This window comes from Streptomyces sp. NPDC090032, assembly GCF_044748025.1.
Lineage (GTDB): Bacteria > Actinomycetota > Actinomycetes > Streptomycetales > Streptomycetaceae > Streptomyces.
On sequence record NZ_JBIVFF010000006.1, the window covers coordinates 292,583 to 319,529 of the forward strand.

19 protein-coding genes and 1 pseudogene are annotated in these 26,947 nt (G+C 70.8%); 7 read left to right on the plus strand and 13 right to left on the minus strand.

Annotated elements, in window-relative coordinates; genetic code table 11:
- Positions 1 to 43 precede the first annotated feature (43 nt).
- Positions 44 to 2,626, minus strand: a complete 2,583-nt coding sequence (locus ACIPWY_RS16705) for a bifunctional FO biosynthesis protein CofGH (RefSeq protein WP_362897923.1) — start codon at positions 2,624 to 2,626, stop codon at positions 44 to 46.
- Positions 2,627 to 2,724: 98 nt separating this feature from the next.
- On the minus strand, positions 2,725 to 3,555 hold the full coding sequence (locus ACIPWY_RS16710; RefSeq protein ID WP_362897925.1) for an LLM class F420-dependent oxidoreductase: 831 nt from the start codon (positions 3,553 to 3,555) through the stop codon (positions 2,725 to 2,727).
- A 167-nt stretch (positions 3,556 to 3,722) separates the two neighbouring features.
- Between ACIPWY_RS16710 and ACIPWY_RS16715 the strand changes: the two genes are divergently transcribed.
- Positions 3,723 to 5,252: a CehA/McbA family metallohydrolase gene (locus ACIPWY_RS16715; protein ID WP_362897927.1), complete on the plus strand. Its 1,530-nt coding sequence runs from the start codon at positions 3,723 to 3,725 to the stop codon at positions 5,250 to 5,252.
- Positions 5,253 to 5,265: 13 nt separating this feature from the next.
- Here ACIPWY_RS16715 and ACIPWY_RS16720 read toward each other — a convergent pair whose 3' ends face one another.
- The 7 genes from ACIPWY_RS16720 to ACIPWY_RS16750 form a co-directional block, all read right to left on the minus strand.
- Positions 5,266 to 6,831, minus strand: a complete 1,566-nt coding sequence (locus ACIPWY_RS16720; RefSeq protein WP_362897928.1) for an APC family permease — start codon at positions 6,829 to 6,831, stop codon at positions 5,266 to 5,268.
- A 263-nt stretch (positions 6,832 to 7,094) separates the two neighbouring features.
- A complete protein-coding gene (locus ACIPWY_RS16725; protein WP_362897930.1) occupies positions 7,095 to 8,561 on the minus strand; it encodes an aldehyde dehydrogenase family protein in 1,467 nt (488 codons plus the stop codon).
- A gap of 8 nt (positions 8,562 to 8,569) precedes the next feature.
- The gene (locus ACIPWY_RS16730) at positions 8,570 to 10,309 is read right to left on the minus strand and encodes an amidohydrolase family protein (RefSeq protein WP_393701475.1); all 1,740 of its coding nucleotides are present in this window, start codon (positions 10,307 to 10,309) and stop codon (positions 8,570 to 8,572) included.
- Positions 10,310 to 10,521: 212 nt separating this feature from the next.
- Positions 10,522 to 11,640, minus strand: coding sequence for an LLM class flavin-dependent oxidoreductase (locus tag ACIPWY_RS16735; protein ID WP_266563126.1), 1,119 nt, complete (start codon positions 11,638 to 11,640; stop codon positions 10,522 to 10,524).
- 157 nt (positions 11,641 to 11,797) lie between these two features.
- Positions 11,798 to 12,577, minus strand: coding sequence for an SDR family NAD(P)-dependent oxidoreductase (locus tag ACIPWY_RS16740; RefSeq protein ID WP_362897933.1), 780 nt, complete (start codon positions 12,575 to 12,577; stop codon positions 11,798 to 11,800).
- 107 nt (positions 12,578 to 12,684) lie between these two features.
- The gene (locus ACIPWY_RS16745) at positions 12,685 to 13,626 is read right to left on the minus strand and encodes an LLM class F420-dependent oxidoreductase (protein WP_401533635.1); all 942 of its coding nucleotides are present in this window, start codon (positions 13,624 to 13,626) and stop codon (positions 12,685 to 12,687) included.
- Between the two features lie 4 nt (positions 13,627 to 13,630).
- Positions 13,631 to 14,887 carry an amidohydrolase family protein gene (locus ACIPWY_RS16750; protein WP_362897936.1) on the minus strand — a complete coding sequence of 419 codons (1,257 nt, stop codon included), beginning with the start codon at positions 14,885 to 14,887 and terminating at the stop codon, positions 13,631 to 13,633.
- Between the two features lie 175 nt (positions 14,888 to 15,062).
- On the opposite strand from ACIPWY_RS16750, the gene ACIPWY_RS16755 reads away from it, so the two are divergent.
- Both ACIPWY_RS16755 and ACIPWY_RS16760 read left to right on the plus strand, forming a co-directional pair.
- The gene (locus ACIPWY_RS16755; RefSeq protein ID WP_401533638.1) at positions 15,063 to 18,062 is read left to right on the plus strand and encodes a BTAD domain-containing putative transcriptional regulator; all 3,000 of its coding nucleotides are present in this window, start codon (positions 15,063 to 15,065) and stop codon (positions 18,060 to 18,062) included.
- Between the two features lie 217 nt (positions 18,063 to 18,279).
- Positions 18,280 to 18,450, plus strand: a complete 171-nt coding sequence (locus tag ACIPWY_RS16760; protein WP_165914673.1) for a hypothetical protein — start codon at positions 18,280 to 18,282, stop codon at positions 18,448 to 18,450.
- Positions 18,451 to 18,555: 105 nt separating this feature from the next.
- Here ACIPWY_RS16760 and ACIPWY_RS16765 read toward each other — a convergent pair.
- Both ACIPWY_RS16765 and ACIPWY_RS16770 read right to left on the minus strand, forming a co-directional pair.
- A pseudogene (locus ACIPWY_RS16765) lies at positions 18,556 to 18,873 on the minus strand (SUKH-4 family immunity protein); the annotation flags it as partial.
- A gap of 31 nt (positions 18,874 to 18,904) precedes the next feature.
- Entirely contained in the window at positions 18,905 to 20,491 is a 1,587-nt protein-coding gene (locus ACIPWY_RS16770; RefSeq protein ID WP_393701467.1) for a FadD3 family acyl-CoA ligase, read from the minus strand.
- Between the two features lie 123 nt (positions 20,492 to 20,614).
- Here ACIPWY_RS16770 and ACIPWY_RS16775 point away from each other — a divergent pair, with 123 nt between their 5' ends.
- The 3 genes from ACIPWY_RS16775 to ACIPWY_RS16785 all read left to right on the plus strand — a co-directional run bounded on the left by ACIPWY_RS16775 (position 20,615) and on the right by ACIPWY_RS16785 (position 23,051).
- Positions 20,615 to 21,766 (plus strand): lipid-transfer protein, encoded by a 1,152-nt coding sequence (locus ACIPWY_RS16775; protein ID WP_362897942.1) that lies wholly within the window; start codon positions 20,615 to 20,617, stop codon positions 21,764 to 21,766.
- Positions 21,767 to 21,828: 62 nt separating this feature from the next.
- The gene (locus ACIPWY_RS16780) at positions 21,829 to 22,281 is read left to right on the plus strand and encodes an OB-fold domain-containing protein (protein ID WP_362897944.1); all 453 of its coding nucleotides are present in this window, start codon (positions 21,829 to 21,831) and stop codon (positions 22,279 to 22,281) included.
- The gene (locus ACIPWY_RS16785; RefSeq protein WP_401533643.1) at positions 22,278 to 23,051 is read left to right on the plus strand and encodes an enoyl-CoA hydratase/isomerase family protein; all 774 of its coding nucleotides are present in this window, start codon (positions 22,278 to 22,280) and stop codon (positions 23,049 to 23,051) included. The genes ACIPWY_RS16780 and ACIPWY_RS16785 overlap by 4 nt, the downstream gene beginning before the upstream one ends.
- A gap of 48 nt (positions 23,052 to 23,099) precedes the next feature.
- Here ACIPWY_RS16785 and ACIPWY_RS16790 read toward each other — a convergent pair whose 3' ends face one another.
- Positions 23,100 to 23,690 (minus strand): hypothetical protein, encoded by a 591-nt coding sequence (locus tag ACIPWY_RS16790; protein WP_351986494.1) that lies wholly within the window; start codon positions 23,688 to 23,690, stop codon positions 23,100 to 23,102.
- A gap of 140 nt (positions 23,691 to 23,830) precedes the next feature.
- Here ACIPWY_RS16790 and ACIPWY_RS16795 point away from each other — a divergent pair, with 140 nt between their 5' ends.
- Positions 23,831 to 24,496, plus strand: coding sequence for a hypothetical protein (locus tag ACIPWY_RS16795; protein ID WP_362897947.1), 666 nt, complete (start codon positions 23,831 to 23,833; stop codon positions 24,494 to 24,496).
- Between the two features lie 11 nt (positions 24,497 to 24,507).
- Here ACIPWY_RS16795 and ACIPWY_RS16800 read toward each other — a convergent pair whose 3' ends face one another.
- Positions 24,508 to 26,913, minus strand: a complete 2,406-nt coding sequence (locus ACIPWY_RS16800) for a PQQ-binding-like beta-propeller repeat protein (protein WP_362897949.1) — start codon at positions 26,911 to 26,913, stop codon at positions 24,508 to 24,510.
- Between the last annotated feature and the right edge of the window lie 34 nt (positions 26,914 to 26,947).

A 26,947-nucleotide genomic window follows, 5' to 3' on the forward strand; every position in this document is an offset into this window, starting at 1 on the left:
GTGAGCCCGTGGGTCCACCCACCCCCGCCATGCGTGGTCCCGCTCAGTCCCCCAGCACCGGCAGCAGTTCCGGCAGGTGGCCGTCCGAGGCCGTCGCCGCGCGCTGCCGCTCCTCGGAGACCTCCCCGTACAGCGTCGTGCGCGGCTTCGCCGGGCGGCCCGCTTCGTCCGCGATCGTGATGAGGTCCTTGATGGAGCGGTACGAGCCGTAACCGGAGCCCGCCATACGGGAGATGGTCTCCTCCATCAGCGTGCCGCCCAGGTCGTTCGCCCCCGAGCGCAGCATCTCCGCGGCGCCCTCCGTGCCCAGCTTCACCCAGCTCGTCTGGATGTTGGGGATGTGGGGGTGCAGGAGGACACGCGCCATGGCGGTGACGGCCCTGTTGTCGCGGGTCGTCGGGCCCGGCCGGGCGATGCCCGCCAGGTAGACCGGCGCGTTGGTGTGGATGAACGGGAGCGTCACGAACTCCGTGAAGCCGCCGGTCTCCTGCTGGATCCCGGCCAGCGTGCGGAAGTGGCCGAGCCAGTGGCGGGGCTGGTCCACATGGCCGTACATCATCGTCGACGACGAGCGGATGCCCAGCTCGTGAGCCGTCTTGATGACCTCGATCCAGGTCGCCGTGGGCAGCTTGCCCTTGGTGAGGATCCAGCGGACCTCGTCGTCGAGGATCTCGGCCGCAGTGCCGGGGATCGAGTCGAGGCCGGCCTCCTTCGCCGCGGTCAGCCAGTCCCGTATCGACATGCCCGTGCGCGTCGCGCCGTTCACGACCTCCATCGGGGAGAAGGCGTGCACGTGCATGCCGGGGACGCGCTCCTTCACCGCCTTCGCGATGTCGAAGTAGGCCGTGCCCGGCAGGTCGGGGTGGATGCCGCCCTGCATGCACACCTCGACCGCGCCCACGTCCCACGCCTGCTCGGCCCGGTCGGCGACCTGGGAGAGCGAGAGCGTGTACGCGTCCGCGTCGGTGCGGCGCTGCGCGAAGGCGCAGAAGCGGCAGCCGGTGTAGCAGACGTTCGTGAAGTTGATGTTCCTCGTGACGATGTACGTGACGTCGTCGCCGTTCACCGTCTTGCGGATGTCGTCCGCGATGCGGCACAGCGCGTCGAGCGCGGGCCCGTCCGCGTGCAGGAGGGCGAGCGCCTCGTCGTCGGTGAGCTTCGTCGGGTCGTCGGCCGCCGTCGCGAGCGCGGCGCGGACATCGCCGTCGAGGCGCTGCGGGACCATGCCGGGCGCGGCCTGCTCGCGCAGCGCCTCCCAGTCGCCGTACACGTCGTCGAAGTCGTCGCGCCGGTCGGACGTGCGGCCCGTCGTGTCGATGGTGCGGTGCAGGTCCGTGCGGCCGGTGGCGGTGAACCCCTCGTCGGGCTCCTGCCAGGGCAGGCCCTCGGGGCGCGCGCCCTCGTCGGCGAGGCCCGTGTCGGCACAGGCGAGGGCCCGTACGTGCGGCAGGAGGCGCGGGTCGAGCCACGGTTCGCCGCGCTCGATGAACTCCGGGTAGATCGTGAGGCGTTCGCGCAGCTCGAAGCCCGCCTCGCCGGTCTTCGCGGCGAGTTCGTCGATGTGCGGCCAGGGGCGCTCGGGGTTCACATGGTCCGGGGTCAGCGGGGACACCCCGCCCCAGTCGTCGATGCCCGCGCCGATCAGGAGCGCGTACTCCTCGTCGACCAGGTTCGGCGGGGCCTGGATGCGGGCGGAGGGGCCGAGGACGTGGCGGGCGACCGCGATGCACGCGGCCAGCTCCTCCAGCTCCGCGTCCGGCATGCCGCGCATCGCCGTGTCCGGCTTGGCGCGGAAGTTCTGGACGATGACTTCCTGGATGCCGTGGTAGCTGCGCTGGATGCGGCGCAGCTGGAAGAGGGAGTCGGCGCGCTCCTCGTACGACTCGCCGATGCCGATGAGGATGCCGGTGGTGAACGGGACGTTCGAGCGGCCCGCGTCCTCCAGGACCCGCAGCCGGACGGCGGGTTCCTTGTCGGGCGAGCCGTGGTGCGGGCCGCCGGGCTCGGACCACAGGCGCGTCGCCGTCGTCTCCAGCATCATGCCCATGGACGGCGCGACCGGCTTGAGGCGCTGGAGGTCGGTCCACGTCATGACGCCGGGGTTGAGGTGCGGGAGCAGGCCCGTCTCCTCGAGGACGCGGATCGCCATGGCGCGCACATAGGCCAGCGTGTCGTCGTACCCGTGCGCGTCCAGCCACTCACGGGCCTCGGGCCAGCGGTCCTCGGGCCGGTCGCCGAGCGTGAACAGGGCTTCCTTGCAGCCCATCTCGGCGCCGCGGCGGGCGATGTCGAGGACCTCGTCCGGCGACAGGTACATACCGTGGCCCTCCCGGCGCAGCTTGCCGGGGACGGTCACGAACGTGCAGTAGTGGCACTTGTCCCGGCACAGCCGGGTCAGCGGGATGAAGACCTTCTTCGAATACGTGATGACGCCCGGACGGCCCGCGGCCTTCAGGCCCGCGTCGCGCACGCGTGCGGCGGACGCCGTCAGGTCCCGCAGGTCGTCGCCGCGGGCCTGGAGCAGGACCGCCGCCTCCGTCAGGTCGAGGGCAACGCCGTCGCGGGACCGCTTCAACGCGCGGCGCATCGCGTTGGCAGTGGGTCGTACAGCCTCCGGATCACTCATGCTCCCGAGGATACGAGCGCCCGCCGACCACGTCTGCGCCGCGCTGACGTGCGCGGGATCACGCGACGTACACGTTTCACCTGCCGGCCGGGCCGCCCTTACAGGTACTGCTCGCACTCGTCGAGAATCTTGAGGACCGAAGTCTCGTCCGCCGGGGGGAGTTGGAGGACGACCTCGTCGATGCCGAGCTCCGCGTAGTGCGCGAGCTTGCCCGGAGTCGGCAGGACCGCGAACGGGACGACGTGCAGGTCCGCCGGGTCGCGGCCGGCGTCCTCCCAGCCGGCTCGCAGGACGGGCATCGACTCGGTCAGGCCGCGCCCGCCGATGGGCATCCAGCCGTCCGCGTACTCGGTGATGTGCGCGAACAGCTTCGGGCCCGCCGCTCCCCCGATCAGCGTGCGGGGCGCGCCGCCCGCCGGCTTCGGGTAGGCGTGGCTGGCCCGCACCGACACCCCGAACTCGCCTTCGTACGCGGTGGGTTCCTGCGCCCACAGGGCCCGCATGAGGGCCATGCGCTCCCGGCCGAGCTCGCGCCGCGTGCGCCATTCGACGCCGTGGTCCGCGGCCTCCTCGACGTTCCAGCCGAAGCCGATGCCGAGCGTGAAGCGGCCGCCGGAGAGGTGGTCGAGGGTGGCGATCTGCTTGGCCAGGCCGATGGGGTCGTGCTGGGCGATCAGCGTGATGCCGGTGCCGAGCCCGAGCCGCTCGGTGACGGCGGCGGCCTGGCCGAGCGCGACGAACGGGTCGAGGGTGCGGCCGTACTCGGCGGGCAGTTCACCGCCGACCGGCCACGGCGTCGCCCGCTCCACCGGGATGTGCGTGTGCTCGGGCAGATACAGCCCGGCGAACCCGCGTTGCTCCAGTGCGCGTGCGAGCCGCACCGGCGTGATGGTCTCGTCGGTCAGGAAGATCGTGGTCGAGATCCGCATGGGGCATTACTACCGGCCCGCCCCTCAGGAGTCCATGGACTCCCCGGCAGGGACAGTCGTAAGACTCCGATCCCCTTCCCTTACTTGAGAGTTCACGGCTCAATACCAGAGTTGCCTGCACCACCCACGTCACAGACGGAACGTCACGAGACCCTGGGAGCCGCAGCATGTGCGAGGACGACCACACCACGACCGGCATGGGAAGACGCGCGCTGTTCGTGACGGGAGCGGCCACCGCGCTTACGTTGAGCAGTGTGAGCTTCGCGAGCGCGGCCGACGGCCGCACACCGGCGGACGGAACGAAGACGACGAAGACGGTGAAGGGGACGCTGCCGCCCGGCGCGCCCGACTTCGTGTATGTGCCGGTCGAGGTGCCGCGCGGGGTCCGCGAGATCCACGTCGCGTACACCTACACGAAGGCGACCGTCCCGGCCGGCACGCAGAACAACGCCCTGGACATCGGGGTGTTCGACGAGCGGGGCACCGCGCTCGGCGGGCAGGGCTTCCGTGGCTGGTCGGGCGGCGCGCGCACCGAGTTCTTCGTACGGGCCGACGACGCGACGCCGGGCTACATCCCGGGCCCGGTCCGCGCGGGCACCTGGCACATCGCGCTCGGCCCGTACACGGTGGCGCCCGAGGGCCTCCCGTACGAGCTGACCATCACGCTCACGTACGGCGAGCAGGGCGAGACCCCGAAGCCCGTCTACCCGCCCACGCGCGCCAAGGGCCGGGGCCGCGCCTGGTACCGCGGGGACTGCCATCTGCACACGTGGTACTCGGACGGCAGGCGCACCCCCGCCGAGATCGCGGCGCTCGCGCGCGAGGCGGGCCTGGACTTCATCAACTCGTCCGACCACAACACGTACTCCTCGCACGCCCACTGGGCCGACCAGGCGGGCGACGACCTGCTGATCATGGTCGGCGAGGAGATCACGACCCGTAACGGGCACGTGCTGGCGCTCGGCACGGACCCGGGCACGTTCGTCGACTGGCGCTACCGTGCCCGCGACAACCGCTTCGGCAAGTACGCGCGCGAGGTCCGCCGGGCCGGCGGCCTGGTCGTGCCGGCGCATCCGCACGCCACCTGCATCGGCTGCAACTGGAAGTTCGGCTTCGGCGAGGCGGACGCGGTCGAGGTGTGGAACGGCACGTACACCGCGGAGGACGAGGTCTCCCTGGCCGACTGGGACAACACGCTGGTGGCGTCCGTGCGGGGTTCGCGTCAGTGGATCCCGGCGATGGGCAACAGCGACGCCCACCGCGACCCGGACCGCGTCGGCGGCCCGCAGACGGTGGTCCTCGCCGACGACCTGACCCGCGAGGCCATCCAGGCGGGCATCAGGGCGGGCCGCAGTTACGTCGCCGAGTCGAAGTCCGTGGAGCTGGCGTTCACGGCGTCCGGCTCGCGCGGCGAGCACGCGGGCATCGGCGAGCGCCTCCACGTGGACCCCGACGCGCCGGTCACCGTCCGCCTGGAGGTCAAGGGCGCCCCGGGCTGCACGCTCCACGTGGTCACGGACCAGGGCACGCTGTTCACGGCGCCGGCGCTCCCCGAGTCCGGGACGGGCACGGCCGAGTGGCGCACGACCGCCTCGTACGCGGCCTACGTACGGGCCGAGGTCCGGCACCCGGCGACGGTCCCGGTCCTGCCGGGCGCACTCGCGGCGTTCACGAACCCGGTGTTCCTGGGCAAGTAGGCCCCAGCGAGTCTCAGTCCTCGACGACCAGCACCGGCGTCTCCCGCGTCAGCACCTCGCCGCGGAAGAACGCCGGGCTGCGCCGTCCCATCACCAGCATGATCACGAAGCCGACGAGCAGCAGACCGACGCCGATCACGAAGACGGAGCCGACGCCGAGGACGGAGGAGCCGCTGCCGTACGCCGGGTTCCACATGTCGACGAGGGTCTTCACGAACACGGCGGACAGCAGGACGCCGCCCAGGACCGGGAAGAACGCCTTGAAGAAGAAGTCCCTGGGCGAGCGCAGCAGTTCGGTGCGGAAGTACCAGGCGCAGGCGAACGCCGTGAGCGCGTAGTAGAAGCAGATCATGAGGCCGAGCGCGTAGATCGTGTCGACGAGTACGTGCTCGGAGACCAGCGTCATGACGGTGTAGAACACGCCGGTGGCGACGCCCGCGGTGACCGTGGCGCGGCCCGGCGTCTTGAAGCGCGGGTGGACGCGGGCGTAGGAGGCGGGCAGCGCCTCGTACGTCGCCATGGCGAGGACCGTGCGGGCGACGGGGATGAACGTGGTCTGCAGGCTGGCCGCGGCCGAGGCGAGGACGGCGACGAAGAGCAGGATGCCGAGGCCGGGGCCCATGACGGGGCCCGCGAGGGCGGCGAAGACGTTGTCGGACGTCGCGGGGTTGGCGAGGCCGAGGCCCTTGCCGCCGGAGCCGACGACCATCTGGGCGGCGACGCCGGTGGCGAGGTAGGAGCCTACGAGGACGACCATCGCGATGAGGGCGGCGCGGCCGGGCGTCTTCTCGCTGCCGATGGTCTCCTCGTTCGCGGTGAGGCAGGTGTCCCAGCCCCAGTACATGAAGATCGACAGGGACAGGCCCGCGGTGAACGCGCCGAACGACTTCACCGAGAACGGGTCGAGCCACGTCCACGAGAACGGCACGGACGTGGGGAAGTCCGCCGATCCCGCCTTCACCACGGCCATCACGACGAACACGGCGAGGACGACGAGCTGGAGGCCGACCAGAGTGAACTGGACGCCCTTCGTCGCGGTCATGCCGCGGTAGCTGATCGCGGTCGCGGCGGCGATCAGGGCGAGGCAGGTGACGATGTGGACGGCCTTGTTGTCGTCCAGGGCGCCGATGGACGTGCTGCCGGTGATCTCGCCCGCGAGGAGCCAGAAGTACGACGTGGCGACGCCCGCCAGGTTGGACAGCACGATGATCGTCGCGATGACCAGGCCCCAGCCGCACATCCAGCCCACGCGCGGGCCGAAGGCCTTCACCGTCCAGGTGAACGACGTGCCGCAGTCCGGCATGGCCTTGTTCAGCTCGCGGTACGCGAAGGCGACGAGCAGCATCGGCAGGAACCCGGCCAGGAACACGGCGGGCATCTGGAGACCGACCTCGCCGGACGTGGAGCCGAGGGTCGAGGTCAGGCAGTAGACGGGCGCCACGGTCGAGATGCCGATGACCGCGCTGCCGACCAGCCCGACGGAGTTACCGCCGAGGCCCTTGCTGCGGACGCCCCCGTCGGGGGCGCCGCCTGCCGTGTCGTGGGCAGCCTGTGTCGGCCGCGCGTCCAGCTCAGTCATGAACAAGACGTTAAATGCTGCGGTTTCCGCATAAGGGGGACAAGGACTGAAACCGGCCACCTTTGAATCGATGGCCGATTCACGTATCCATCCCGCGCCCTCAAGGCAGCTTCAGGTTAACCCCATTCATCGGAAGGAATAACCAGCAGCGTCCGGTATTCGGTAATCGCAGCGGCGCCCGTTTTGCCGGGTTCAAAATTTTCCGTGTGATGTTTCCGCCGGTTACCCCAGCCGTCACGCAGCCCCGGCTGTCACACCCGCCGTCATCCCTGCCAGACGATCGACTGGAGCTCGCTGTACGCGTGCAGGGCGTACGAGCCCACGTCCCGGCCCACCCCGCTCTGCTTGAACCCGCCGAACGGGGCCTCCATGTTCCGGCCGACCGTGTTCACACCGACCCCGCCGGCCCGCAGCCGCCGCGCCACCCGGAACGCCCGCGCCACATCGCCCGACCACACGTAGTCGATGAGCCCGTACTCACTGTCGTCGGCCAGGGCCACCCCCTCCTCCTCGTCGTCGAAGGGCACCACCGCCACGACCGGGCCGAAGATCTCCTCCCGCACGACCCGCATGTCGTTCGTGCAGTCCGCGAGGAGCGTCGGGGCGACGTAGAAGCCCCGGTCGAGGGCGGGGCGCTCGCCGCCCGCGACGACCCGCGCACCCTCCTTGCGGCCCAGCTCGACGTACGACTCGACACGGTCACGGTGCGCCGCCGAGATCACCGGCCCGACGACCGTCCCGCGCTCCCGCGGATCGCCGACCTTCATGTACCCGATGTAGTCGCTCAGCTTCGAGACGAGCGCGTCGTAGATCCCCCGCTGGGCGATCACCCGGGTCGGCGCGGTGCAGATCTGGCCGCTGTAGAAGGCGTACGTCGTCCCGATCCCGGCGACCGCAGAGGCGAGGCCCGCCTCGTCCAGGTCGTCGAAGACGAGCGCCGCGCCCTTCCCGCCCAGCTCCATCAGCTGCCGTTTCATGCCGCGCCCGCACACCTCGCCGATGCGGCGGCCTACCGCGGTGGAGCCGGTGAAGCTGACCATGTCGACGTCCGGCGAGTCGACGGCCGCCTCCCCTACGTCCACAGCCGTCCCGCTGACCACGTTCACCACGCCGGGCGGCGCCCCCGCCTCCTCCAGAGCGGCCGCCATCCGGTACACCGACAGGGGGTCCTGCGGGGCCGGCTTCACGACGACCGTGTTCCCCATGGCGAGCGCCGGGGCGACCTTGCCCGCCGGGTTCGCCCACGGGTTGTTGTACGAGGTGATGCAGGTGACGACGCCGACGGGCTGCCGTACGGCGAGCGCGCCGAGCACACCCGCCTTCCCCATCGGCCCCGCCTCGCTGACCTGCGGCGGAAGCCCCTGCTCGACCGGTTCGAGCGCGCCCTTCGCATAGCGCCGGAACCGGGCCACCCCCACCGCGACCTGCATGCCGCGCGCGGTCGCGCTCGTCGCGCCGCTCTCCGCCTGCGCGAGCTCCGCGTTCGCCGCGAAGTCGCGCTGCATCACGTCGGCGGCCCGGTCCAGGATCGCTGCGCGCTCCTCCGGCTTCGTGCGCGACCACGAGTCGAAGGCCTCGCGGGCCGCCGACGCCGCGTCGTGGACCTGCGCGCGGGACGCCTCGGGCGCGAGCCCGACGACAGCCTCCGACGCCGGATCGACGACCTCGTAGTGCCCGCCGTCCGGCTCGGTCCACTCGCCGCCGATGAACAGCCGCTGGGAATCGTTCACTTGACGCGTCACTTGGTGGACACCGTCCTCGTGTCGCGCCCCGACCGCAGCACCGTCCCGGGCACGGCACCGGTCACGACGTCCTCGCGGATGACCTCGACGCCGTTGACCCACACGGCGTTGATGCCGATCGCCTTCGAGTCGAGGCGCGGGCTGTCGCCGGGCAGGTCGTGGACGAGGGTGGCCTTGCCCGCGTCGATCCGCTCCGGGTCGAACAGGACGAGGTCCGCGTGCCAGCCCTCCTCGATCCGGCCGCGCTCACGCAGCCCGAAGAGCCGCGCCGGATCATCGGTGAGCATCTTCACCGCCTCCTCGATCCCGGCGAGCTTCCGCCCGCGCAGACAGTCCCCGAGGAAGCGCGTCGTGTACGGCGCTCCGCACATCCGGTCCAGGTGCGCCCCCGCGTCGGACCCGCCGAGGAGCACGTCCTCGTGGCTCCAGGTCTCGGCGCGCAGGGCCCACGAGTCCGGGTCGTTGTCGCTGGGCATGGGCCAGAGGACCGTCCGCAGACGGTCGTTGGCGCAGATCTCGACGAGGCACTCGAAGGGCTCCTGGCCGCGCTCGGCCGCGATGTCGTTCACCACCCGCCCGGTCAGGCCCTCGTTCGCCTCCGAGTACGTGTCCCCGATGACGTACCGCCCGAAGTGGGCGAGCCGCCGGAAGACGCCGGCCTCCTTGCTGTCCGCACGCCGCAGCATCTCGGCGCGCACGTCCGGGTCGCGCAGCTTCGCGATCCGCTCGTCGACGGGCAGGGCGAGGATCTCGCCCCAGCCGGGGATGAGGTTCAGGGCGCAGAACGTGCCGAGCGACATGTTCATGGGGGTGAGGATCGGCATGGTCAGCGCGACGATCCGGCCGCCGGCCTTGCGGGCGCGCTCGCTCGGGATCAGCTGACGCGGCACGCGCTCCGGAACAGCGGCATCGATGGTCAGGACGTTCCAGTTCAGGGGCCGCCCGGCGGCCACGCTCATCTCGACGAACAGATCGATCTCGTCGTCGCTGAACTGGTCCAGGCACCCGGCGACGATCGCCTCGATCTGGGTGCCCTCGTGCTCGGCGACGGCCCGGCTCAGCGCGATCAGCTCCTCGGGGAGCGCGTGCCGTGAGGCGACGGGCCGCCCGTCGCCGTCCGAGTGCGTGGACGACTGCGTCGTGGAGAACCCCCAGGCGCCCGCGTCCATCGCCTCGTGGAACAGGGCGAGCATCTGCTCCAGCTGCTCGGGCGTCGGCTGCCCGCCGACCGCGTCCGCGCCCATCACGTACCGGCGCAGCGCGCAGTGCCCCACCATGAAGCCGGCGTTGACGGCGATCCGCCCGTCGAGAGCGTCGAGATACTCACCGAACGAGTTCCAGGTCCAGGGCGCGCCCTGTTCGAGCGCGACGAGCGACATCCCCTCGACCTTGGACATCATCCGCCGCGTGTAGTCGGCGTCCTCGGGCCGCTCGGGGTGCAGCGGGGCCAGCGTGAAGCCGCAGTTGCCGCCCGCGACGGTCGTCACGCCGTGGTTCAGGGAGGGTGTCGCGTACGGGTCCCAGAACAGCTGGGCGTCGTAGTGGGTGTGCGGGTCGACGAAACCGGGGGCGAGAATCCGGCCGCGCGCGTCCTCACCGCCCGCCGCGGGCTCGGTCACGCGCCCCGGCTCGGCGATGACGGCGATACGCCCGTCACGTATCCCCACGTCGGCGACGTAGGCGGGGGCTCCCGTCCCGTCGACTACGGTCGCGTTTTTGATCAGATGGTCGAGCACGAGGTCGTCCCCCTCCTGAAGGGTGAGTGGTAGCGGGGGTGGCGGGGACTCGGGCCCCGTCCGGCCCGTCCGGCGTTCGAGGACGAGCCCGAAGGGCGACAGGGGGTCCGGGGCACGGCCCCGAGACGGTCACCCATGGAACCCGCACCCCGGAGGGCCCCGGCCCCCGTCCGGGAAAGGAGGGGCCGGGGCGGTCGAGGGGCGAGGCCGGATCAGACGGCCTCACGGAAGCGCGTCGTCCGGTGCACCGGATCCGTATCGATCTTCGGAATGACGTGCTCGCCGATCAGCTTGATCGACTGGAGCGTGTCCTCCTTGGAGATGCCGATCGGCATGCCGAACGACAGCTGGTCGGCGCCCGCCTGCTCCCACCGCTTGCACTGCGTGAGCACCTCGTCCGGGTCGCCGCAGATCAACAGCTCCTCGGCGATGAGGAGTTCGATGATCTCCTCGTTGAACTCGGGCAGCGTCTCGGGCCACACGGGGAAGCCCTCGGGGCGCGGGAACGTGTCGTGGTAGCGGAAGACCAGCGACTGGAGGTAGTGCAGCCCGCCGGTGGCGGCGATCCGTACGGCCTCCGCGTGCGTCGGCGCGCAGATCGCGGTCGACGTCACCATGACGTTGTCGTTGACGAAGGCCCCGACGGGCTCCGCCTTGCCTATGTTCGACTTGTACTGCTCCAGCACCCACTCCATGTCGGAGACCTTCTGCACGCTGAAGCCCAGGACGCCGAGGCCCTTCCTGGCGGCCATCGCGTACGAGGGCGGGGAGCCGGCCGCGTACCACATGGCCGGGTGCGCCTTCCCGTACGGCTTGGGGAAGATCTTGCGCGGCGGCAGCTGCCAGTGCTTGCCCTTGAACCCGACGTACTCCTCCTGGAGCCACATCTTCGGGAACTCGGCGATGGTCTCTTCCCAGATCTCCTTGGTGTAGTTCATGTCGGTGACGCCGGGGATGAAGCCGAGGATCTCGTGGCTTCCGGCGCCGCGCCCGCTGCCGAACTCGTGCCGTCCCTCGCTGAGATGGTCGAGCATCGCGACCTTCTCGGCGACCTTCACCGGGTGGTTGACCTGGGCGAGCGGGTTGAAGATGCCGGAGCCGAGGTGGATGCGCTCGGTGGCGTGGGCGAGGTAGCCGAGGAAGACGTCGTTGGCGGAGAGGTGCGAATACTCCTCCAGGAAGTGATGTTCGGACGCCCAGGCGTACTTGAAGCCCGACTTGTCCGCCTGGATGACGTACTCGGTCTCCTCCATCAGCGCCTTGTGCTCGGCGAGCGGGTCGGTCTCGGCCCGCTTGCCCACATATCCCTGTACAAAGAGCCCGAATTCCAAGGAGGTTCACCGTCCCCTGTCTGTGACCGGCGGCTGCGTCAGAAGCTCCTGCGCTCTTTCTGACGTACCGTCAGATTCGATGTGCCGACTGTTTCACCGTGCCCGTACAGCGTCAATACCTGATGCAGCGTCAGACCATGGAACATGGAGCGTGGCGTCAGAGCACGCTGACGCCCGCCAGCCACCCGCCGTCGATGACGAACGGCTGGCCCGTGATGTACGCGGAGTCCTCCTGCGAGGTCAGGAACAGCGCGAGCCGCGCCACCTCCTCGGGCTGCCCCACCCGCCCCAGCGGCACGAGCTTGCGGTACAGCTCGTCGAGCGCCTGCGAGGCCTCCTCGGTGTCCGCGCCCGGATCGAGCTGCGACGGATTGCTCATCGCGGTGTCGATCGCGCCAGGACAGACGGCGTTCACGCGGATCTTCTTCGCGGCCAGCTCAAGCGCCGCCACCTTCGTCAGCCCCACGATGGCGTGCTTGGTGGCGGTGTACGCGCCGACGTACGCCATGCCCGTCACCCCCGTGTAGGAGGCCGTGTTCACGATCGTGCCCCCGCCGGCCGCCCCGATCTCGGGCGCGACCGTCTTGATCCCGAGGAACGCGCCCACCTGATTGACCTGGATGATCTGCTGGAACTCGTCCAGAGGCGTGCTGACCAGCTCGTTGAACCGCAGGATCCCCGCGTTGTTCACGAGCCCGTCGATCTTCCCGTACGCCTTCTTCGCGGCAGCGACGGCGGCCGCCCAGTCGTCCTCGCGGCTCACGTCCAGATGGACGTACAGCCCGCCTATCTCCTTGGCGAGCGCCTCGCCCTGGTCGTCGAGGACATCCCCGAGCACCACCTTGGCACCCTCCGCGGCGAACAGCCGCGCCTCCTGCTCGCCCTGCCCGCGTGCCGCGCCCGTGATGACGACGACGCGCCCGTCCAGCTTGCCCATGCCGGTACTCCTAGTCGGTGAGGTGCCTGGTCGTTGCCTGGTCGTTCAGGTAGGTACTCAGTCGTTCAGGTAGTCAGTCGTTCACGTACCTGGTCGTCTTGAGCCACCTAGTCGTTCAGGTGCGGAGCGACATCGGCGGCGAACGCCGCCATCTGGTCGGTGAGTTCACCGAGACCCCGGGACCGGAACCGGACCTGGATCTGGTCCACGCCCATCGCGCCGTACGCGCGCAGTGACTCGGCGAGGGCCTGCGGGGCGCCGGACAGGGTGCGCCGCCCGACGTGCCACGCGGGCTCGCCCACGTACAGGGGCTCTGCGATCGCGCCCACGGTGACGGGGGCCTCGATACCCGCCTCCTCCCGCAGCCGCCTCAACCTGGCGATCTGGCCCGGGAGTTGATCGCGGCTGTCCCCCTGCGGCAGCCACCCGTCCCCCTTCAGGGCGGCACGGCGCACTGCGGGGGCCGAGGACCCGCCCACCCACACGGGGACGCGGCTCTGCGCGGGACGCGGCCGCTGCCCGAGCCCCTCGAAGGTGAACCGCTCCCCCTTGAACGACGGATACTCCTCCGGCCCGAGCGCCGCCTTCAGCGCGTCCAGGGACTCGTCGAGCACGGCCCCGCGCCGCGCGAAGTCGACCCCGAGCGCCTCGAACTCCTCCTGTACGTGCCCTGCCCCGACCCCGAGGATCAGCCGGCCCCTGGAGAGGTGGTCGAGGGTGGCGTACTGCTTGGCGGCGGCCAGCGGATGGCGCAGGCCGACGATCGCGACGTGGCTCATGAGGCGCACGTGCTCGGTGATGCCCGCGAGGTAGGCGAGCGTGGCCACCGGGTCGTACCAGACGGTGCTCATCGCGTCGGCGAGCCGGCGCGGGATGGCGACGTGGTCGCAGCAGGCGATGTAGTCGAAGCCCGTGCGGTCGGCGGTGCGGGCGATCTCGGCGAGGTCGGCGGCCCCGGCCCCGGCCTCCCAGCCCTCGGCGTACATCGTGGACTGGGACTGGACGGGGAGCTGGATGCCGTAGGCGAGGTGCGACGTCCCGGACTTCATGGGGTCACTCACCACCCTGCCCCGCCCAGAGCCCGTCGTCGGTCAGCCCCAGCAGGTCGATGGCGTTGCCGCGCACGATGCGGTCGACGACGTCCGGCGCCAGGTGGCCCATCTGCGCCTCGCCGACCTCCTTGGACTTCGGCCAGGTGGAGTCGGAGTGCGGGTAGTCGGTCTCGTACAGCACGTTCGCGACGCCGATCGCGTCGAGATTCCTGAGCCCGAACGCGTCGTCGAAGAAGCAGCCGTAGACGTGGTCGGCGAAGTATTCGGAGGGCCGCTTGCGGACCTTGTCGGCGACGCCGCCCCAGCCGCGGTTCTCCTCCCAGACCACGTCCGCGCGCTCCAGGATGTACGGGATCCAGCCGATCTGGCCCTCGGCGTACATGATCTTCAGGTTCGGGAAACGCTCGAACTTGCCGCTCATCAGCCAGTCGACCATCGAGAAGCAGCAGTTGGCGAAGGTGATGGTCGAACCGACGGCGGGCGGCGCGTCGGGCGAGGTCGACGGCATCTTGCTGGACGAGCCGATGTGCATCGCGATGACGGTGCCGGTCTCGTCGCAGGCCCGCAGGAAGGGGTCCCACTCGTCCGTGTGGACGGAGGGCAGGCCCAGGTGGGGCGGTATCTCGGAGAAGGCGACGGCGCGGACACCCCGGGCGGCGTTACGCCGCACCTCCGCCGCGGCCAGCTCGGCGTCCCACAGGGGGACGAGGGTGAGCGGTATGAGCCGCCCCTGCGCCTGCGGCCCGCACCACTCCTCCACCATCCAGTCGTTGTACGCGCGCACGCCGAGCAGCCCGAGTTCACGGTTCTTGGCCTCGGTGAACGTCTGCCCGCAAAAGCGCGGGAAGGTGGGGAAACAGAGGGCGGACTGGACGTGGTTGACGTCCATGTCGGCGAGCCGGGCGGGCACGTCGTACGAGCCCTTGCGCATCTGCTCGTACGTGATGACCTCGAGTTTGATCTCGTCGCGGTCGTAGCCGACGGCGGTGTCGAGGCGGGTGAGGGGCCGGTGCAGGTCCTCGTAGACCCACCAGTCGCCTATCGGCCCCTCGTCCCCGGGTGCACCCATGACGGGCGCGAACTTGCCGCCCAGGAACGTCATTTCCTTCAGGGGCGCGCGCACGATGCGGGGGCCTTCGTCCCGGTATCTGGCCGGAAGGCGGTCCTGCCAGACGCCGGGCGGTTCCACAGTGTGGTCGTCCACGGAAATGATCCGCGGGAAGCCCCGGGGGCTCTCCTTGCTCTCATTGGTCTCCATGTCGACCACGGTAGCGCTGATCTGACGACCCGTCAGCTCTCCGGACGGCGGGGACATGAGGTGAGGTGTGTGTGATGGCTGTCTCGCGCGGCTGACGCATCCGCCATGAACAAGGCAAACTGGCCTCGGTGTCTCGGGTTGACCGCGAGACGTGACCATGCGGCAGGGGGCGACGATGGACGGTGTACCGCGAGTACCGGAGCAGCGACGCGCCGGGACCTCCGGGGCCACCGGGAGCTGTGAATCTCCCGAGCCCCAGGAGACCCCGGCGGGCCTGCGGTTCAGCGTGCTCGGACCGGTACGCGCCTGGCGCGGCGACGAGCTCCTGACCACGGGCTCACCGCAGCAGCGCGCCCTGCTCGCGGCGCTCCTGCTGCGTGAGGGCCGCACGGCGACGGCCGCCGAACTGATCGACGCGCTGTGGGGCGACGAGCCCCCCTCGCAAGCCCTCGCCGCGGTTCGCACGTACGCCTCCCGCCTGCGCAAGATCCTCGACCCCGGCGTCCTGGTCAGCGAGTCCGGCGGCTACGCGATCCGCTCCGTCAGCGCCGACGCGCTCGACCTCGCCGCGGCGGAGGCGCTGCGCTCCGACGCCGAGAAGGCACGGAGCGCCGGCGACCTGTGCAAGGCGCGCGAGCTGGTCAACCGGGCGCTGGCCCTGTGGGACGGCGAGCCGCTCGCCAACATTCCCGGCCCCTACGCCGAGACCCAGCGCGCCCGCCTGGAGGAATGGCGCCTCGGCCTGCTCGAATCCCGCCTCGACATGGACCTCGAACAGGGCTGCCACGCGGAGGCGGTCTCCGAACTCACCGCCCTCACCGCCGCGCACCCGCTGCGCGAGCGCCTGCGCGAGCTCCTCATGCTCGCCCTCTACCGCTCCGGCCGCCAGGCCGAGGCCCTCGCCGTCTACGCCGACACGCGCCGCCTCCTCGCCGACGAACTCGGCGTCGACCCGCGCCCCGGACTCGCCGAACTCCAGCAGCGCATCCTCCAGGCGGACCCGGCCCTCGCGGAACCGTCCGCCCCGACGACGGAGCCTTCGGCGGCGCCACTCCGCCCCGCCCAACTCCCTGCCACGGTCCCCGACTTCACGGGCCGGGCATCGTTCGTGACCGAACTGCGCGACATCCTGTCCTCCGCCTCCTCCCCCGACGGCTCGGGCCAGGTCATGGCCGTCTCCGCGGTCGCGGGCATCGGCGGCGTAGGAAAGACAACGCTCGCCGTCCACGTGGCCCACGCCGCCCGCCCCTCGTTCCCCGACGGCCAGCTGTACGTCGACCTACAGGGCGCGGGCTCACGCGCGGCGGAACCGGAGACGGTCCTCGGCTCGTTCCTGCGCGCTCTGGGAACCGCGGATTCCGCGATCCCGGACTCCCTCGAAGAACGCTCGGCGCTCTACCGCTCCACACTCGACGGCCGCCGCGTCCTGATCCTCCTGGACAACGCCCGCGACGCGGCCCAGGTCCGCCCCCTGCTCCCCGGCACGGAGGGCTGCGCGGCGCTCATCACGGGCCGCGTACGGATGGTCGACCTGGTGGGCGCGCACCTCGTGGACCTGGACGTGATGTCGCCGGAGGAAGCGCTCCAGCTCTTCACGAAGATCGTGGGCGCGGAACGGGTGGCCTCCGAGCGGGAGGCGGCCCTCGACGTCGTCGCCGCGTGCGGCTTCCTCCCTCTGGCCATCCGCATCGCGGCGTCGCGCCTGGCGGCGCGGCGCACGTGGACGGTCTCGGTCCTCGCGGCGAAGCTCGCCGACGAACGCCGCCGCCTGGACGAACTCCAGGCGGGCGACCTGGCGGTCAAGGCGACGTTCGAACTGGGCTACGGCCAGCTGGAGCCCGCGCAGGCCAGGGCATTCCGGCTGCTGGGGCTCGCGGACGGCCCGGACGTCTCCCTGGCGGCGGCAGCAGCGGTCCTGGACCTCCCGGTCGAGTCGACGGAGGACCTCCTGGAGTCACTGGTCGACACGTCCCTACTGGAGTCCGCGGCCCCCGGCCGCTACCGCTACCACGACCTGGTCCGGCTCTACGCGCGTGCGTGCGCGGAACGGGACGAGCTGCCTCCGGAGGAGCGGGGGGCGGCGATGTCGCGGCTGCTGGACTTTTATCTGGCTACGGCGGCTCGGGTCTATGCGATTGAGCGGCCGGGGGATCGGCTGGTGGATCACTTGGAGGCGACGCAGTACGCGGGATTGCGGTTCACCGAAGGGGCCGCTGCTTTGGATTGGCTCTATACCGAGGCTGCCGCTCTGCTGGCCTGCGTGCGGCAGGCCGCGGGCACGGGCAGGTTGCGGCGGGCCGTGGATCTGCTGTGGGCGGCGAAGGACCTGACCGAGTCTGGGGCCAACTCCCACCAGTACGAGACGACGGCCAGAGCGATGTGTGACGCCACGCGCTCTGCGGGAGACGCTCGCGCCGAGGGGAGGGCGCGGACAACACTCACCAACGTCCTCCTTGTCTCTGGGCGTATCCAGCAGGCAGCGGAGCAGGCACAGCTCGCCATGGAGTACGCAACCAGCGCGGAAGACACGACCGCGATCAGCTGGGTGGCCAACGACCGGGGCCTCGTCTCGCTGCACCAGCACCAGTACGCGGACGGGAAGGCCTGTTTCGACCAGGCAATCGAGGGCCACCGCGCGGCGAGCAACAGACTCGGCGAAGCCGTCACGCTGGCCAATCTCTCGCGCGCCTATCTCGGTATGGGCGACGTCGCGAGGGCGGTCGAGATCGCACAGCACTCACTGGCGGTACACGCCGAGCTGGGCAAGCCGATGCGTCGTGCCAGTGGGCACTACGCCCTCGGCGTGGCCCTGACCCACGCCGGCCGTCACGCCGAGGCTCTCGGCCAGTTCTCCGACGCTCTGGGCATCTTTACCGAGCATCGCCAGCGTCTTTGGGAGGGGGCAACCCACTTCCGGATCGCCGCTGCTCACCTCGCCGCCCAGCACCCGCCACAAGCAGCTCAGCACGCCGAACAAGCCCTCGCCCTGGGTTGTATCGGCGGTGACCGAATGCGGGGGAATGTCCTGACACTCCTGGGACGGGCACTCTCTGCCCTGGGGCAGGCAGACCGGGCGAGGGTCTGCTGGCAGGAGGCGCTCGGCCTCTACGAACAGAACGGGGCCCCCGAAGCCGATGAGGCACGCAGCTTGCTCAGGCCCGCCACGGCAGCGTGAACGACGGCACCACCACGGGGCAGTTGCGGGCGTTCAGCATTCGTTTATCGCTGCCCGGCACTCTCATACGTGTCACACCGTCGCGTCGGGGGGCAGACGGTCTGGCCAGGAGCCCAACCGCTAGTGTGTGCGGCTCCGAAACGCCCGTCCAGCAGCCCTCGGGGGAGCTTCTGGGCGGGCGTTCCTCACTCGTCAAAACAGCAGAGGACAGAAGCTCATGACCGAGAAGAAGAAGGACCCGCAGTTCACGACGCAGGACAACTCCATGCCGGCGCCGCCCAAGGACGAGACCATCACCACGATGGACAACTCCATGCCGGCGCCGCCCAAGGACGAGACCATCACCACGATGGACAACTCCATGCCGGCACCGCCCAAGGACGCCTAAGACTTTCTTCCCGACGGGGATCGGCCGCGACGGCGCGGAGGGGGAGCCGTCGCGGCCGAGGCGTGTCCGGGCGTGGCAGCCCGGCCCCTGAGAGGCCGACGGCGGTCACCCGTAGAGCGAGCGCGCTCCCGGACTGTTCCCCTTGAAGCGCCGGCCCATGGCGATTTCCTCGCCGACCACCGACCAGACGGTTTCGTCGTCCTGGAAGGGAAGCGGGTCGACGCTGCTCGTCTCCTGACCAATCCGCCCGACCTCGCCCTCCAGACGCTCGAAGTCGGCTTCCTCGTCCGCGTCTTCGCCGCCGAAGGCGAACTCCTCGAGCAGGCGCTGGAACCGCAGGGTGACCTGCACGAGGGAGGAGACGTCCGCGTGGAGTTCCCGCACGGTCTTCTCGTCGGCGTCGGATGATCGAGGAGATCCGTGCCGCCCTCGGACAGCTACCGACTACGGGGGCTCACCGCCCCCGCAGCTCCCCCTTCACCACTTTCCCGCTCGCGTTCCGCGGCAGTTCCCCCACGAATTCCACCGTCCTCGGGACCTTGTAGTTCGCCATCTCGCGGCGGGACCAGGCGATCAGGTCGTCGGCCGTGAGGACGGAACCCGGGCGCCGTACGACGTACGCCTTGCCGACCTCGCCCAGGCGGCCGTCCGGTACGCCGATCACCGCGACGTCGGCCACGTGCGAGTGGAGGCCGAGGAGCTGTTCTATCTCGGCCGGGTACGCGTTGAAGCCGCCGACGATGAACATGTCCTTGATGCGGTCGGTGATGCGGAGGTTGCCGGATCGGTCCAGGACGCCCACGTCACCGGTGCGCAGCCAGCCGCCGTCCTGCGTGAACGCCTCGCGCGTCGATTCGTCGTCCTCGAAGTAGCCGCTCATGACGTTGAAGCCGCGGACCAGGACTTCGCCCGGTTCGCCGGGGGCGGGTGAGTCCACCCGTACTTCCGTGCCGGGTATCGCCCGGCCCGACGTCGACGCGATCACCTCGGCCTCGTCGCCGCGGCGGCACATCGTGACGATGCCGCTGGCCTCGGAGAGGCCGTATGCCGTGAGGACGGTGCCCACGCCGAGTTCACCGCGCAGGCGTTCCACCAGTTGCAGGGGGACCACTGCCGCTCCTGTCACCACCAGTCGTAGCGCCGACAGGTCGTGGGCGGTGCGGTTCGGGTGGTCCAGGAGTGACTGGTGGAGGGTGGGCGGGCCAGGGAGTACGGAGATGCGTTCGGCGGCGATGTTGGCGAGGACCGTGTCCACGTTGAAGACCGGCTGCGGGACCATGGTCGCGCCGCGCATCAGGCAGGCGATGATGCCGGCCTTGTAGCCGAAGGTGTGGAAGAAGGGGTTGACGATCAGGTAGCGGTCGCCTTCGCGTAGGCCGGCCAGGTCGGACCAGATCGCGTAGCCGCGCAGGGTCTGCGCGTGGGTGATCACGGCGCCCTTGGGTCGGCCCGTGGTGCCCGAGGTGAAGATGATGTCGGATGCCCATGAGGGGTCTATCGCGGCCGAACGGGCCCGTACCGTCTCGCCCGAAATCCCCTCGCCGCCCGCGAGGAAGTCCTTCCAGGTCCGCCATACGCGCGGGTCCGCGTCGTCGGGTGAGGTGTCGGGAGCCGATTCCGCGAGGACGACGACCTGTTCCAGATAAGGGAGTTCGGCGTTCGCCCGGCGCAGGGACGCCACGTACGACGTGCCCAGGAAGGTGCCGGTGACGAAGAGCAGCTTCGCGCGGGAGCGGTCCAGGACGTAGGCCGCCTCCGTGCCCTTGAAGCGCGTGTTGAGGGGGACGAGGACGGCGCCCGCGCTCACCGCGCCGAGCGCCGAGACGATCCAGTCGAGGGTGTTGGGCGCCCAGATCGCCACCCGGTCACCCGTTTCGACGCCGCTCGCGATGCACGCGGCGGCCGCCCGTTCGACGCGGTCGCCGAGTTCCGCGTAGGAGATGCGCGTACGGCCCTCGACGACGGCCTCGTGCTCCCCGTACCGTTCGGCTGCCGCACGCACCAGTTGGGGAACGGTGCCCCACTCCAGGTCCTCGCGCATCGCACGACCTCCACACCCGTAGCCGACCCGTAGCTGACTATCCGTCAGATTAGCTGTAGCCTGACGCGCTGTCAGCAGACGGGACGATCGTGGTGGCATCACGACGCGCGGAGGTGGCTTGCGATGGCGGGGCTCAAGGACGCGACGGCCATAGTGGGGATCGGGCAGACGGCTTTCGGCAAGCAACTGCCCGAGAGTGAGAAGACGTTGGCCTGCCGGGCCATTCTCGGGGCTCTCGAAGACGCCGGGATCGCGCCGTCCGAGGTCGACGCCTTCGCCTCGTACACGATGGAGGAGACCGACGAGGTCGAGGTCGCCAAGGCCGTCGGCGCGGGGGACGTGACCTTCTTCAGCAAGGTGGGGTTCGGGGGCGGCGGATCGTGCGCGACCGTCGCGCATCTCGCCGCGGCCGTCGCGACCGGACAGGCGAGCGTCGGGGTCGCCTGGCGGTCGAGGAAACGGGGGTCCGGGCCGCGCCCGTGGAAGAACACGGCGGTCCAGCTGCCGACACCCGCGCAGTGGACCCGCCCGTACGGCCTGCTGCGCCCCGCCGACGAGATCGCGATGCTCGCGCGCCGCTACATGCACGAGTACGGGGCGACCAGGGACCACCTGTTCAACGTCGCCCTCGCCTGCCGCAACCGCGCCAACCAGAACCCGGCCGCGATGATGTACGAGCGGCCGCTGACGCGCGACATGTATATGACGGCCCGCATGATCAGCGAACCGCTCTGCCTCTTCGACAACTGCCTGGAGACAGACGGTGCGCTGGCGTGCGTCATCGTCTCCGCCGAGCGCGCGCGTGACTGCCGGCAGACGCCCGTGTACGTGCATTCGGTGGCGCAGGGGCTGCCTTCGCAGCACCACGGGATGGTCAACTACTGGAACGACGATCCGCTGACAGGACCGGCGTGGACGGCGGCCCGGCACCTGTGGAAGCAGGCCGACTTCGGGCCGGAGGACGTGGATGTGGCGCAGATCTACGACGCGTTCACGCCGCTGATCCCGCTGTCCCTGGAGGGGTACGGGTTCTGCGGGCGGGGCGAGGGCGGCGCGTTCACGGAGGGCGGGGCCCTGGAGATCGGCGGGCGGCTGCCCCTGAACACCGGCGGCGGCGGCCTCAGCGAGGCGTACGTCCACGGCTTCAACCTGATCAACGAAGGCGTGAAGCAACTGCGCGGGACGAGCACCGCGCAGGTGCCGGGCGCGGGGACCTGCCTGGTGACGGCGGGCGAGGGCGTACCCACGTCGGCTCTGCTGCTGCGGGGGGCGTGAGCGGCGCCGCACGCCCGGCAGAGCCGTACCGACCCATGACAACAGGGAAGTTGGACTGATCAATGGCAGACTCTGGAACCGGTTATCTGTCACCTGTCATCGATGACGACGGTGCACCCTTCTGGCACTACGCCGCCCAATCCGAGCTCCGCATCCAGGCCTGCGCCTCCCCCGCCTGCGGCGAGCTGCGCTTCCCGCCCCGCCCCTGCTGCCCGCACTGCGGGTCGTTCGAGAGCGAGTGGCGGCTCATGAGCGGGCGCGGGCGGATCTGGTCCTACGTCGTCCCGCATCCGCCGCTGCTTCCCGCGTACGCCGCCGTCGCCCCGTACAACGCGATCGTCGTCGAACTGGCGGACGCTCCGCGGATCCGCCTCGTCGGGAATCTCGTCACCTCCGCCGACGCGCCCCTCGACTCCGTCGATCCCGCGCGTCTGCGCATCGGCGCCAAGGTGCAGGTCGTCTTCACCGACGTCGACGGCGTGACGATGCCCCGCTGGGTCCTGGAGCGGCCATGACTCTGCGCGTCGAGACCGACAAACGGTCCGCTGTCGCCGTCGTCACCCTCGACCGGCCCGAGCGCCACAACGCCATCGACCTCACCACCGCCGCCGAACTCGCCGCCATCTGGCGGGAGTTCCGGTTCGACGACTCGGTGCGCGCCGTCGTCATCACCGGGGCCGGCGAGCGGGCGTTCTGTACGGGGATCGACCGCGATGCCGAGGTGCCGCAGCCGCGGTCCCCGTACAGCATCGACGATCCGCTCGTCGCGGTCGGGCCGAAGGCGAACGACCTGTGGAAGCCCGTCATCGCCGCCGTCAACGGGATGGCGTGCGGCGGGGCCTTCTATCTCATCGGCGAGAGCGAGTTCGTCGTCGCCGACGAGAGCGCCACGTTCTTCGACCCGCACACGACCTACGGCATGGTCAGCGCCTACGAGACCATCCATCTCGCCCAGCGCATGCCGTTCGGCGAGGTGGCACGGATGGCGCTCATGGGGACCGCGGAGCGGATCTCGGCCCGGCGCGCGTACGAGACCGGGCTCGTGTCCGAACTCACCGCGCCCGGCGATGCGTTGGCGGCGTCGGTGGCCTGCGCCGAGACCATCGCGTCGTATCCGACCGAGGCCGTGCAGGGCACGGTGCGGGCGGTGTGGGCGGCCAAGGAGGCGGCGCGCACGCAGGCCTTCGCGCACGCGCCGCAGCTGATCGCCCTGGGAAATCTGCCCCCGGAGCGGCAGACGGAGCTGTTCACCACAAGGCGCTCGGGCGACTTCCGGGTGCGGTGAGCAGGCGGGCAGGTGAGTAAGTGGACAGGTCGGCAGGTGACCAATAGGTCAGAGCGTGGTCGCCCACGGGTTGGCGCACTTGCTCACCTTCGACGCCTTGCCGGCAGCCGTCATCCTGAGCGTGACGGTCTTGGTCTCGCCCGCGTCGAGGTTCACGTCGTCGTTGACGTTCTCGACGAGGTTGCCGCGGGCGTCCAGGAGATCGACCGAGATGCCGAAGTCGTACGTGCTCGCCTTGAGGGAGGTGACGCGTACGGTCACTGTCGAGTCGGCCTTCCTCGAGGCGCGGCTCCGCTTGCCGGCCCTGCGATCGGGTCCCGCGCAGTCGACGATCACGAACGTGGCGTCACCGGTGTTGGGGGCCGTGGACGTCGGGGTCGGCGTGGTGTCGCTCCCGCCCGACGACCCGTACGAGTCGTCGTCGTAGTAGTCGTCATCGTCGTAGTCGCTGTGGTGTGAGCCGTTGTAGCTCGAGCCGTGGTTCTGCTTCGAGCTGGAGCAGCCGCCACCGCTGCTGCTACTGCTCCCCCTGCTCTTGCTCTTGCCGGACCCGCCGTGGCCGTGGCCCGTCGAGAATCCGGTCAGTGCGAGTACGACCACGGCCGCCAGTGCCGTGAGCTTCAGCCCTCGTCGCAGCATCCTTGCGCTCCCCCGAAAATATGGTGATCATCGCATTCCTCCGGCGACCCGACACCGTAGCAGCGCCGCGTGGCGAGGGGTCTCCTCCAGGCGTAGCGTCGGGACCGAGAGCCGAACCGGGCAGCATTCAGGAGGCTGCGATGGTCCGCAACGTCCTTGGGTCGATCCTCGCTCTCCTAGGCGCGGCGGCCGCCGTCTCCAGTCCCTTCCGTGCGTGGTACGACGGCCGTCATGGGCGCTATTACCGCCTCGGTGACCTGTTCTCGGGTGCCGGAGTGACGGACGCCCGCGCGCAGTTGTTCGGTTCCCTCTTCCTGCCGTGCGTGGTGGCCGCCGCCGCTGCGCTGATCGGCGTCGCGCTGCGGTCGCGGCTGCTCGTAGCGTGCGCGGGCGTGGTGGTGCTCGCGTTCACCGTGCTGTGGATGGTGCGAGTGGGGCAGGCCGAGGGGCGGATGGTGGTGGCCGGTGACGGTTCCGGACTCGGTCTCGGAGTGGCCGGCGCGGGCGTCGGCGGTGTGGTGCTGCTGCTCGCCGCGGCCGTGATGAGCGGGCGTCAGAAACGGCAGCCACGGCTCCCCGAGTACGCGGACCAGGGGTACGCCGGTGACACGGGCCCGGAGCCCACGCACTTCACCGACCCGGTCCCGCCGCCGGCGCCCACGCTCGACGGGCCCCAGCACACGCTGGAGGGCCCGATGCAGCCGTACGGCGAGCAGCCTCCGTACCCGGACCCCCCTTACGAGGAGCCGCCGTACGAGGAGGGGCAGCGGGGACACCCGGGCGGGGAGCCGACCGACAAGCCCTAAGGGGATACCCCCTAGCGCGCCGAAGCCGTCCCCGTGCCCTTTTCCGCGTCGAGTGCGTACACGCAGCGGTCCTTGCTGCACGCGTACACCACGCCGTCCTTGACCACGGGTGCGCCGGTGATCTCGCCGCCCGTGGCGAGCTTCCAGCGCAGGCGGCCGTCGTCGGCCTTGAGGGTGTAGAGGAGGTGGTCGGTGGCGCCGAAGTGGATGCGGTTGTCGGCGACCACGGGTGAGCCGACGACCTCGCCGCCCGCCTGGAAGCGCCACTTGGGGGTGCCGGTGACGGCGTCGAGGGTGTAGAGGCCCTGGCCGCTGCCGACGTGGACGTGGCCGTGCGAGACGAGGACCGGTTCGACGGAGGAGGGGCGGGGTTCCGTCGCGATGCGCCAGCGGTCGCGGCCGTCGGTGGCGTCGAGGGCGTAGACGGTGCCGAGGTGGTCGGCGAGGTAGACGCCGCCGCCGGTGACGGCCGGGCCGGGGGCGAACGCGGGCGGACAGAGGAACACGGCGGGCGCCTCGAAGTGCCAGCGGACGTGACCGCTCGCGATGTCGACGGCCAGGACGCGGGTGCCGGCGGCCACGTAGACGTAGCCGTCGGGGGCCTGGGTGAGGCGGACGGGGACGCCGCCGCAGGAGGCCGCGTCACCGATCGGGTACGACCAGCGCTCCTCGCCGGTACGGGCATCCAGCGCGCGCAGCCGGGCGTCCTGCCAGACGTAGACGGTCCCGTCGTGGATGACGGGTCCGGCCTCGGGGGACTCGAAGTCGGTCTGGGCGCCGGTGATCTCCCACAGCTTGTCGCCGTTGGCGGCTTCCCAGGCCTGTACGCCACCGCCGCGGGTGCCGGTGACGACGGTGCCGCGGTCGGCCTTGAGGGAGTACACCCAGGCGTCGGTCTGCAGCCGCCACAGGTCGTGCCCTTCGCGGGCGTCGAGCGCGTAGAGGGTGGGGCCGTCGGAGGCGTGGATACGGCCGTCGGCGACGGCCATGGACCAGGCGACGTCGCGGGTCTTGAAGCGGCGCCGGCCCGTGGAGACGTCGAGTGCGTGTACCTCGAAAGAGGTCACGTAGACGAGGTCTCCGGCCACGGACGGGGTGCCCCACACGTCGTTCGACATACGGAAGCGCCAGGGCCGCCAGGCGGCGCCCGCCTCGGGGGCCGGGGCGGGGATCACGGGGTCGGGGGCGCCGTTGGCTCCCGGCTTGGGGCGGGACCAGGACGCGGCGAGGCCCGCGTCGGCGGGCGGTGCCTTCACCGCGGCGGCGCGGGCGTCGGCGACGCGCGGGCCGGGCCCGATCGGGACCTTCGCCCCGGCCAGGCGCACGGGCCCGGCGTCGGGTGCGAGGCCCGAGGTACCGACGGGCGCGGGCGTGGGGCGCCAGCCGCCGGTGCCGGGGGCGTGGGACGGGGGCGGGCCGGGGGGCTGTGCGGGCATGACCGGCATGGGGCCGGGGCCGCCGCCGTGCACACCCCGTCCGCCGCTGCCGCCGCGGCCGGGACCGCTGCTCCTGACCGGGGGCCGCCCACCCCTGCGCTCCTCGATGAGGGCGACGGAGCGCTCGGGGAGCCAGGCGGACGCGGTGCCGCTGTCGTCGCTGCCGGAGCCGAACAGGTGTGGGGCGAGCTGGGCCTGGAGGTCCGCGGGCGAGGGCCGCAGCGGTGCCTCCATCTTCATGCAGGACTCGATGAGGGGCCGCAGTTCGGCGGGCAGGCCTTCGATGTCGGGGCCTTCGCGCAGCAGCATGAAGACGGTCTCGACGGGGTTGGCGCCGTGGAAGGGGGCGTGTCCGGTGGCGGCGAAGACGAGGGTGGAGCCGAGGGAGAAGACGTCGGAGGCCCCGGTGACGCTCCGGGAGTCCTTGGCCTGCTCGGGCGACATGTAGGCGGGGGTACCGACGGCGACGTTCGTCATGGTCAGGCGGGTGTTGGAGACGCCGGACGCGATGCCGAAGTCGATGACGCGGGGGCCGTCCTCGACGACGAGCACGTTCGACGGCTTCAGGTCGCGGTGGACGAGGCCCGCGCCGTGGATCGACTGGAGGGCTTCGGCGATTCCGGCGGCGAGCCAGCGCACCGCCTGGGCCGGCAGGGGCCCGCACTCGTTCACTATTTCTTCGAGGGAGGGTGCGGGGACGTAGGCGGTGGCGAGCCACGGCACGGCGGCGCGCGGGTCGGCGTCGACGACGGCGGCCGTGTAGAAGCCCGATACGGCGCGGGCCGCCTCGACCTCGCGGGTGAAGCGGACGCGGAAGAGCTGGTCCTCGGCGAGTTCGGTCCGCACGGTCTTGATCGCCACGCGCCGGCCGGATGCCGAGCGCGCGAGATAGACGAGTCCCATGCCGCCGGCGCCGAGCCGTCCCAGGACCTCGAACGGGCCGATCCGCCTCGGATCGTGCTGCGTCAGCTGATCCACCACTTGCCTGCCTCCCCGTACGGGACCGGGTCGCTGT

Coding starts and splice junctions, on each gene's coding strand:
- ACIPWY_RS16740 (WP_362897933.1), bottom strand. CDS start 12,577: ATGGGCAAGCTGGACGGGCGCGTCGTCGTCATCACGGGCGCGGCACGC.
- ACIPWY_RS16760 (WP_165914673.1), top strand. CDS start 18,280: ATGACCGAGAAGAAGAAGGACCCGCAGTTCACGACGCAGGACAACTCC.
- ACIPWY_RS16770 (WP_393701467.1), bottom strand. CDS start 20,491: ATGCGCGAGGACCTGGAGTGGGGCACCGTTCCCCAACTGGTGCGTGCG.
- ACIPWY_RS16775 (WP_362897942.1), top strand. CDS start 20,615: ATGGCGGGGCTCAAGGACGCGACGGCCATAGTGGGGATCGGGCAGACG.
- ACIPWY_RS16720 (WP_362897928.1), bottom strand. CDS start 6,831: ATGACTGAGCTGGACGCGCGGCCGACACAGGCTGCCCACGACACGGCA.
- ACIPWY_RS16745 (WP_401533635.1), bottom strand. CDS start 13,626: ATGAAGTCCGGGACGTCGCACCTCGCCTACGGCATCCAGCTCCCCGTC.
- ACIPWY_RS16755 (WP_401533638.1), top strand. CDS start 15,063: ATGGACGGTGTACCGCGAGTACCGGAGCAGCGACGCGCCGGGACCTCC.
- ACIPWY_RS16705 (WP_362897923.1), bottom strand. CDS start 2,626: ATGAGTGATCCGGAGGCTGTACGACCCACTGCCAACGCGATGCGCCGC.
- ACIPWY_RS16795 (WP_362897947.1), top strand. CDS start 23,831: ATGGTCCGCAACGTCCTTGGGTCGATCCTCGCTCTCCTAGGCGCGGCG.
- ACIPWY_RS16750 (WP_362897936.1), bottom strand. CDS start 14,887: ATGGAGACCAATGAGAGCAAGGAGAGCCCCCGGGGCTTCCCGCGGATC.
- ACIPWY_RS16790 (WP_351986494.1), bottom strand. CDS start 23,690: ATGCTGCGACGAGGGCTGAAGCTCACGGCACTGGCGGCCGTGGTCGTA.
- ACIPWY_RS16785 (WP_401533643.1), top strand. CDS start 22,278: ATGACTCTGCGCGTCGAGACCGACAAACGGTCCGCTGTCGCCGTCGTC.
- ACIPWY_RS16710 (WP_362897925.1), bottom strand. CDS start 3,555: ATGCGGATCTCGACCACGATCTTCCTGACCGACGAGACCATCACGCCG.
- ACIPWY_RS16715 (WP_362897927.1), top strand. CDS start 3,723: ATGTGCGAGGACGACCACACCACGACCGGCATGGGAAGACGCGCGCTG.
- ACIPWY_RS16780 (WP_362897944.1), top strand. CDS start 21,829: ATGGCAGACTCTGGAACCGGTTATCTGTCACCTGTCATCGATGACGAC.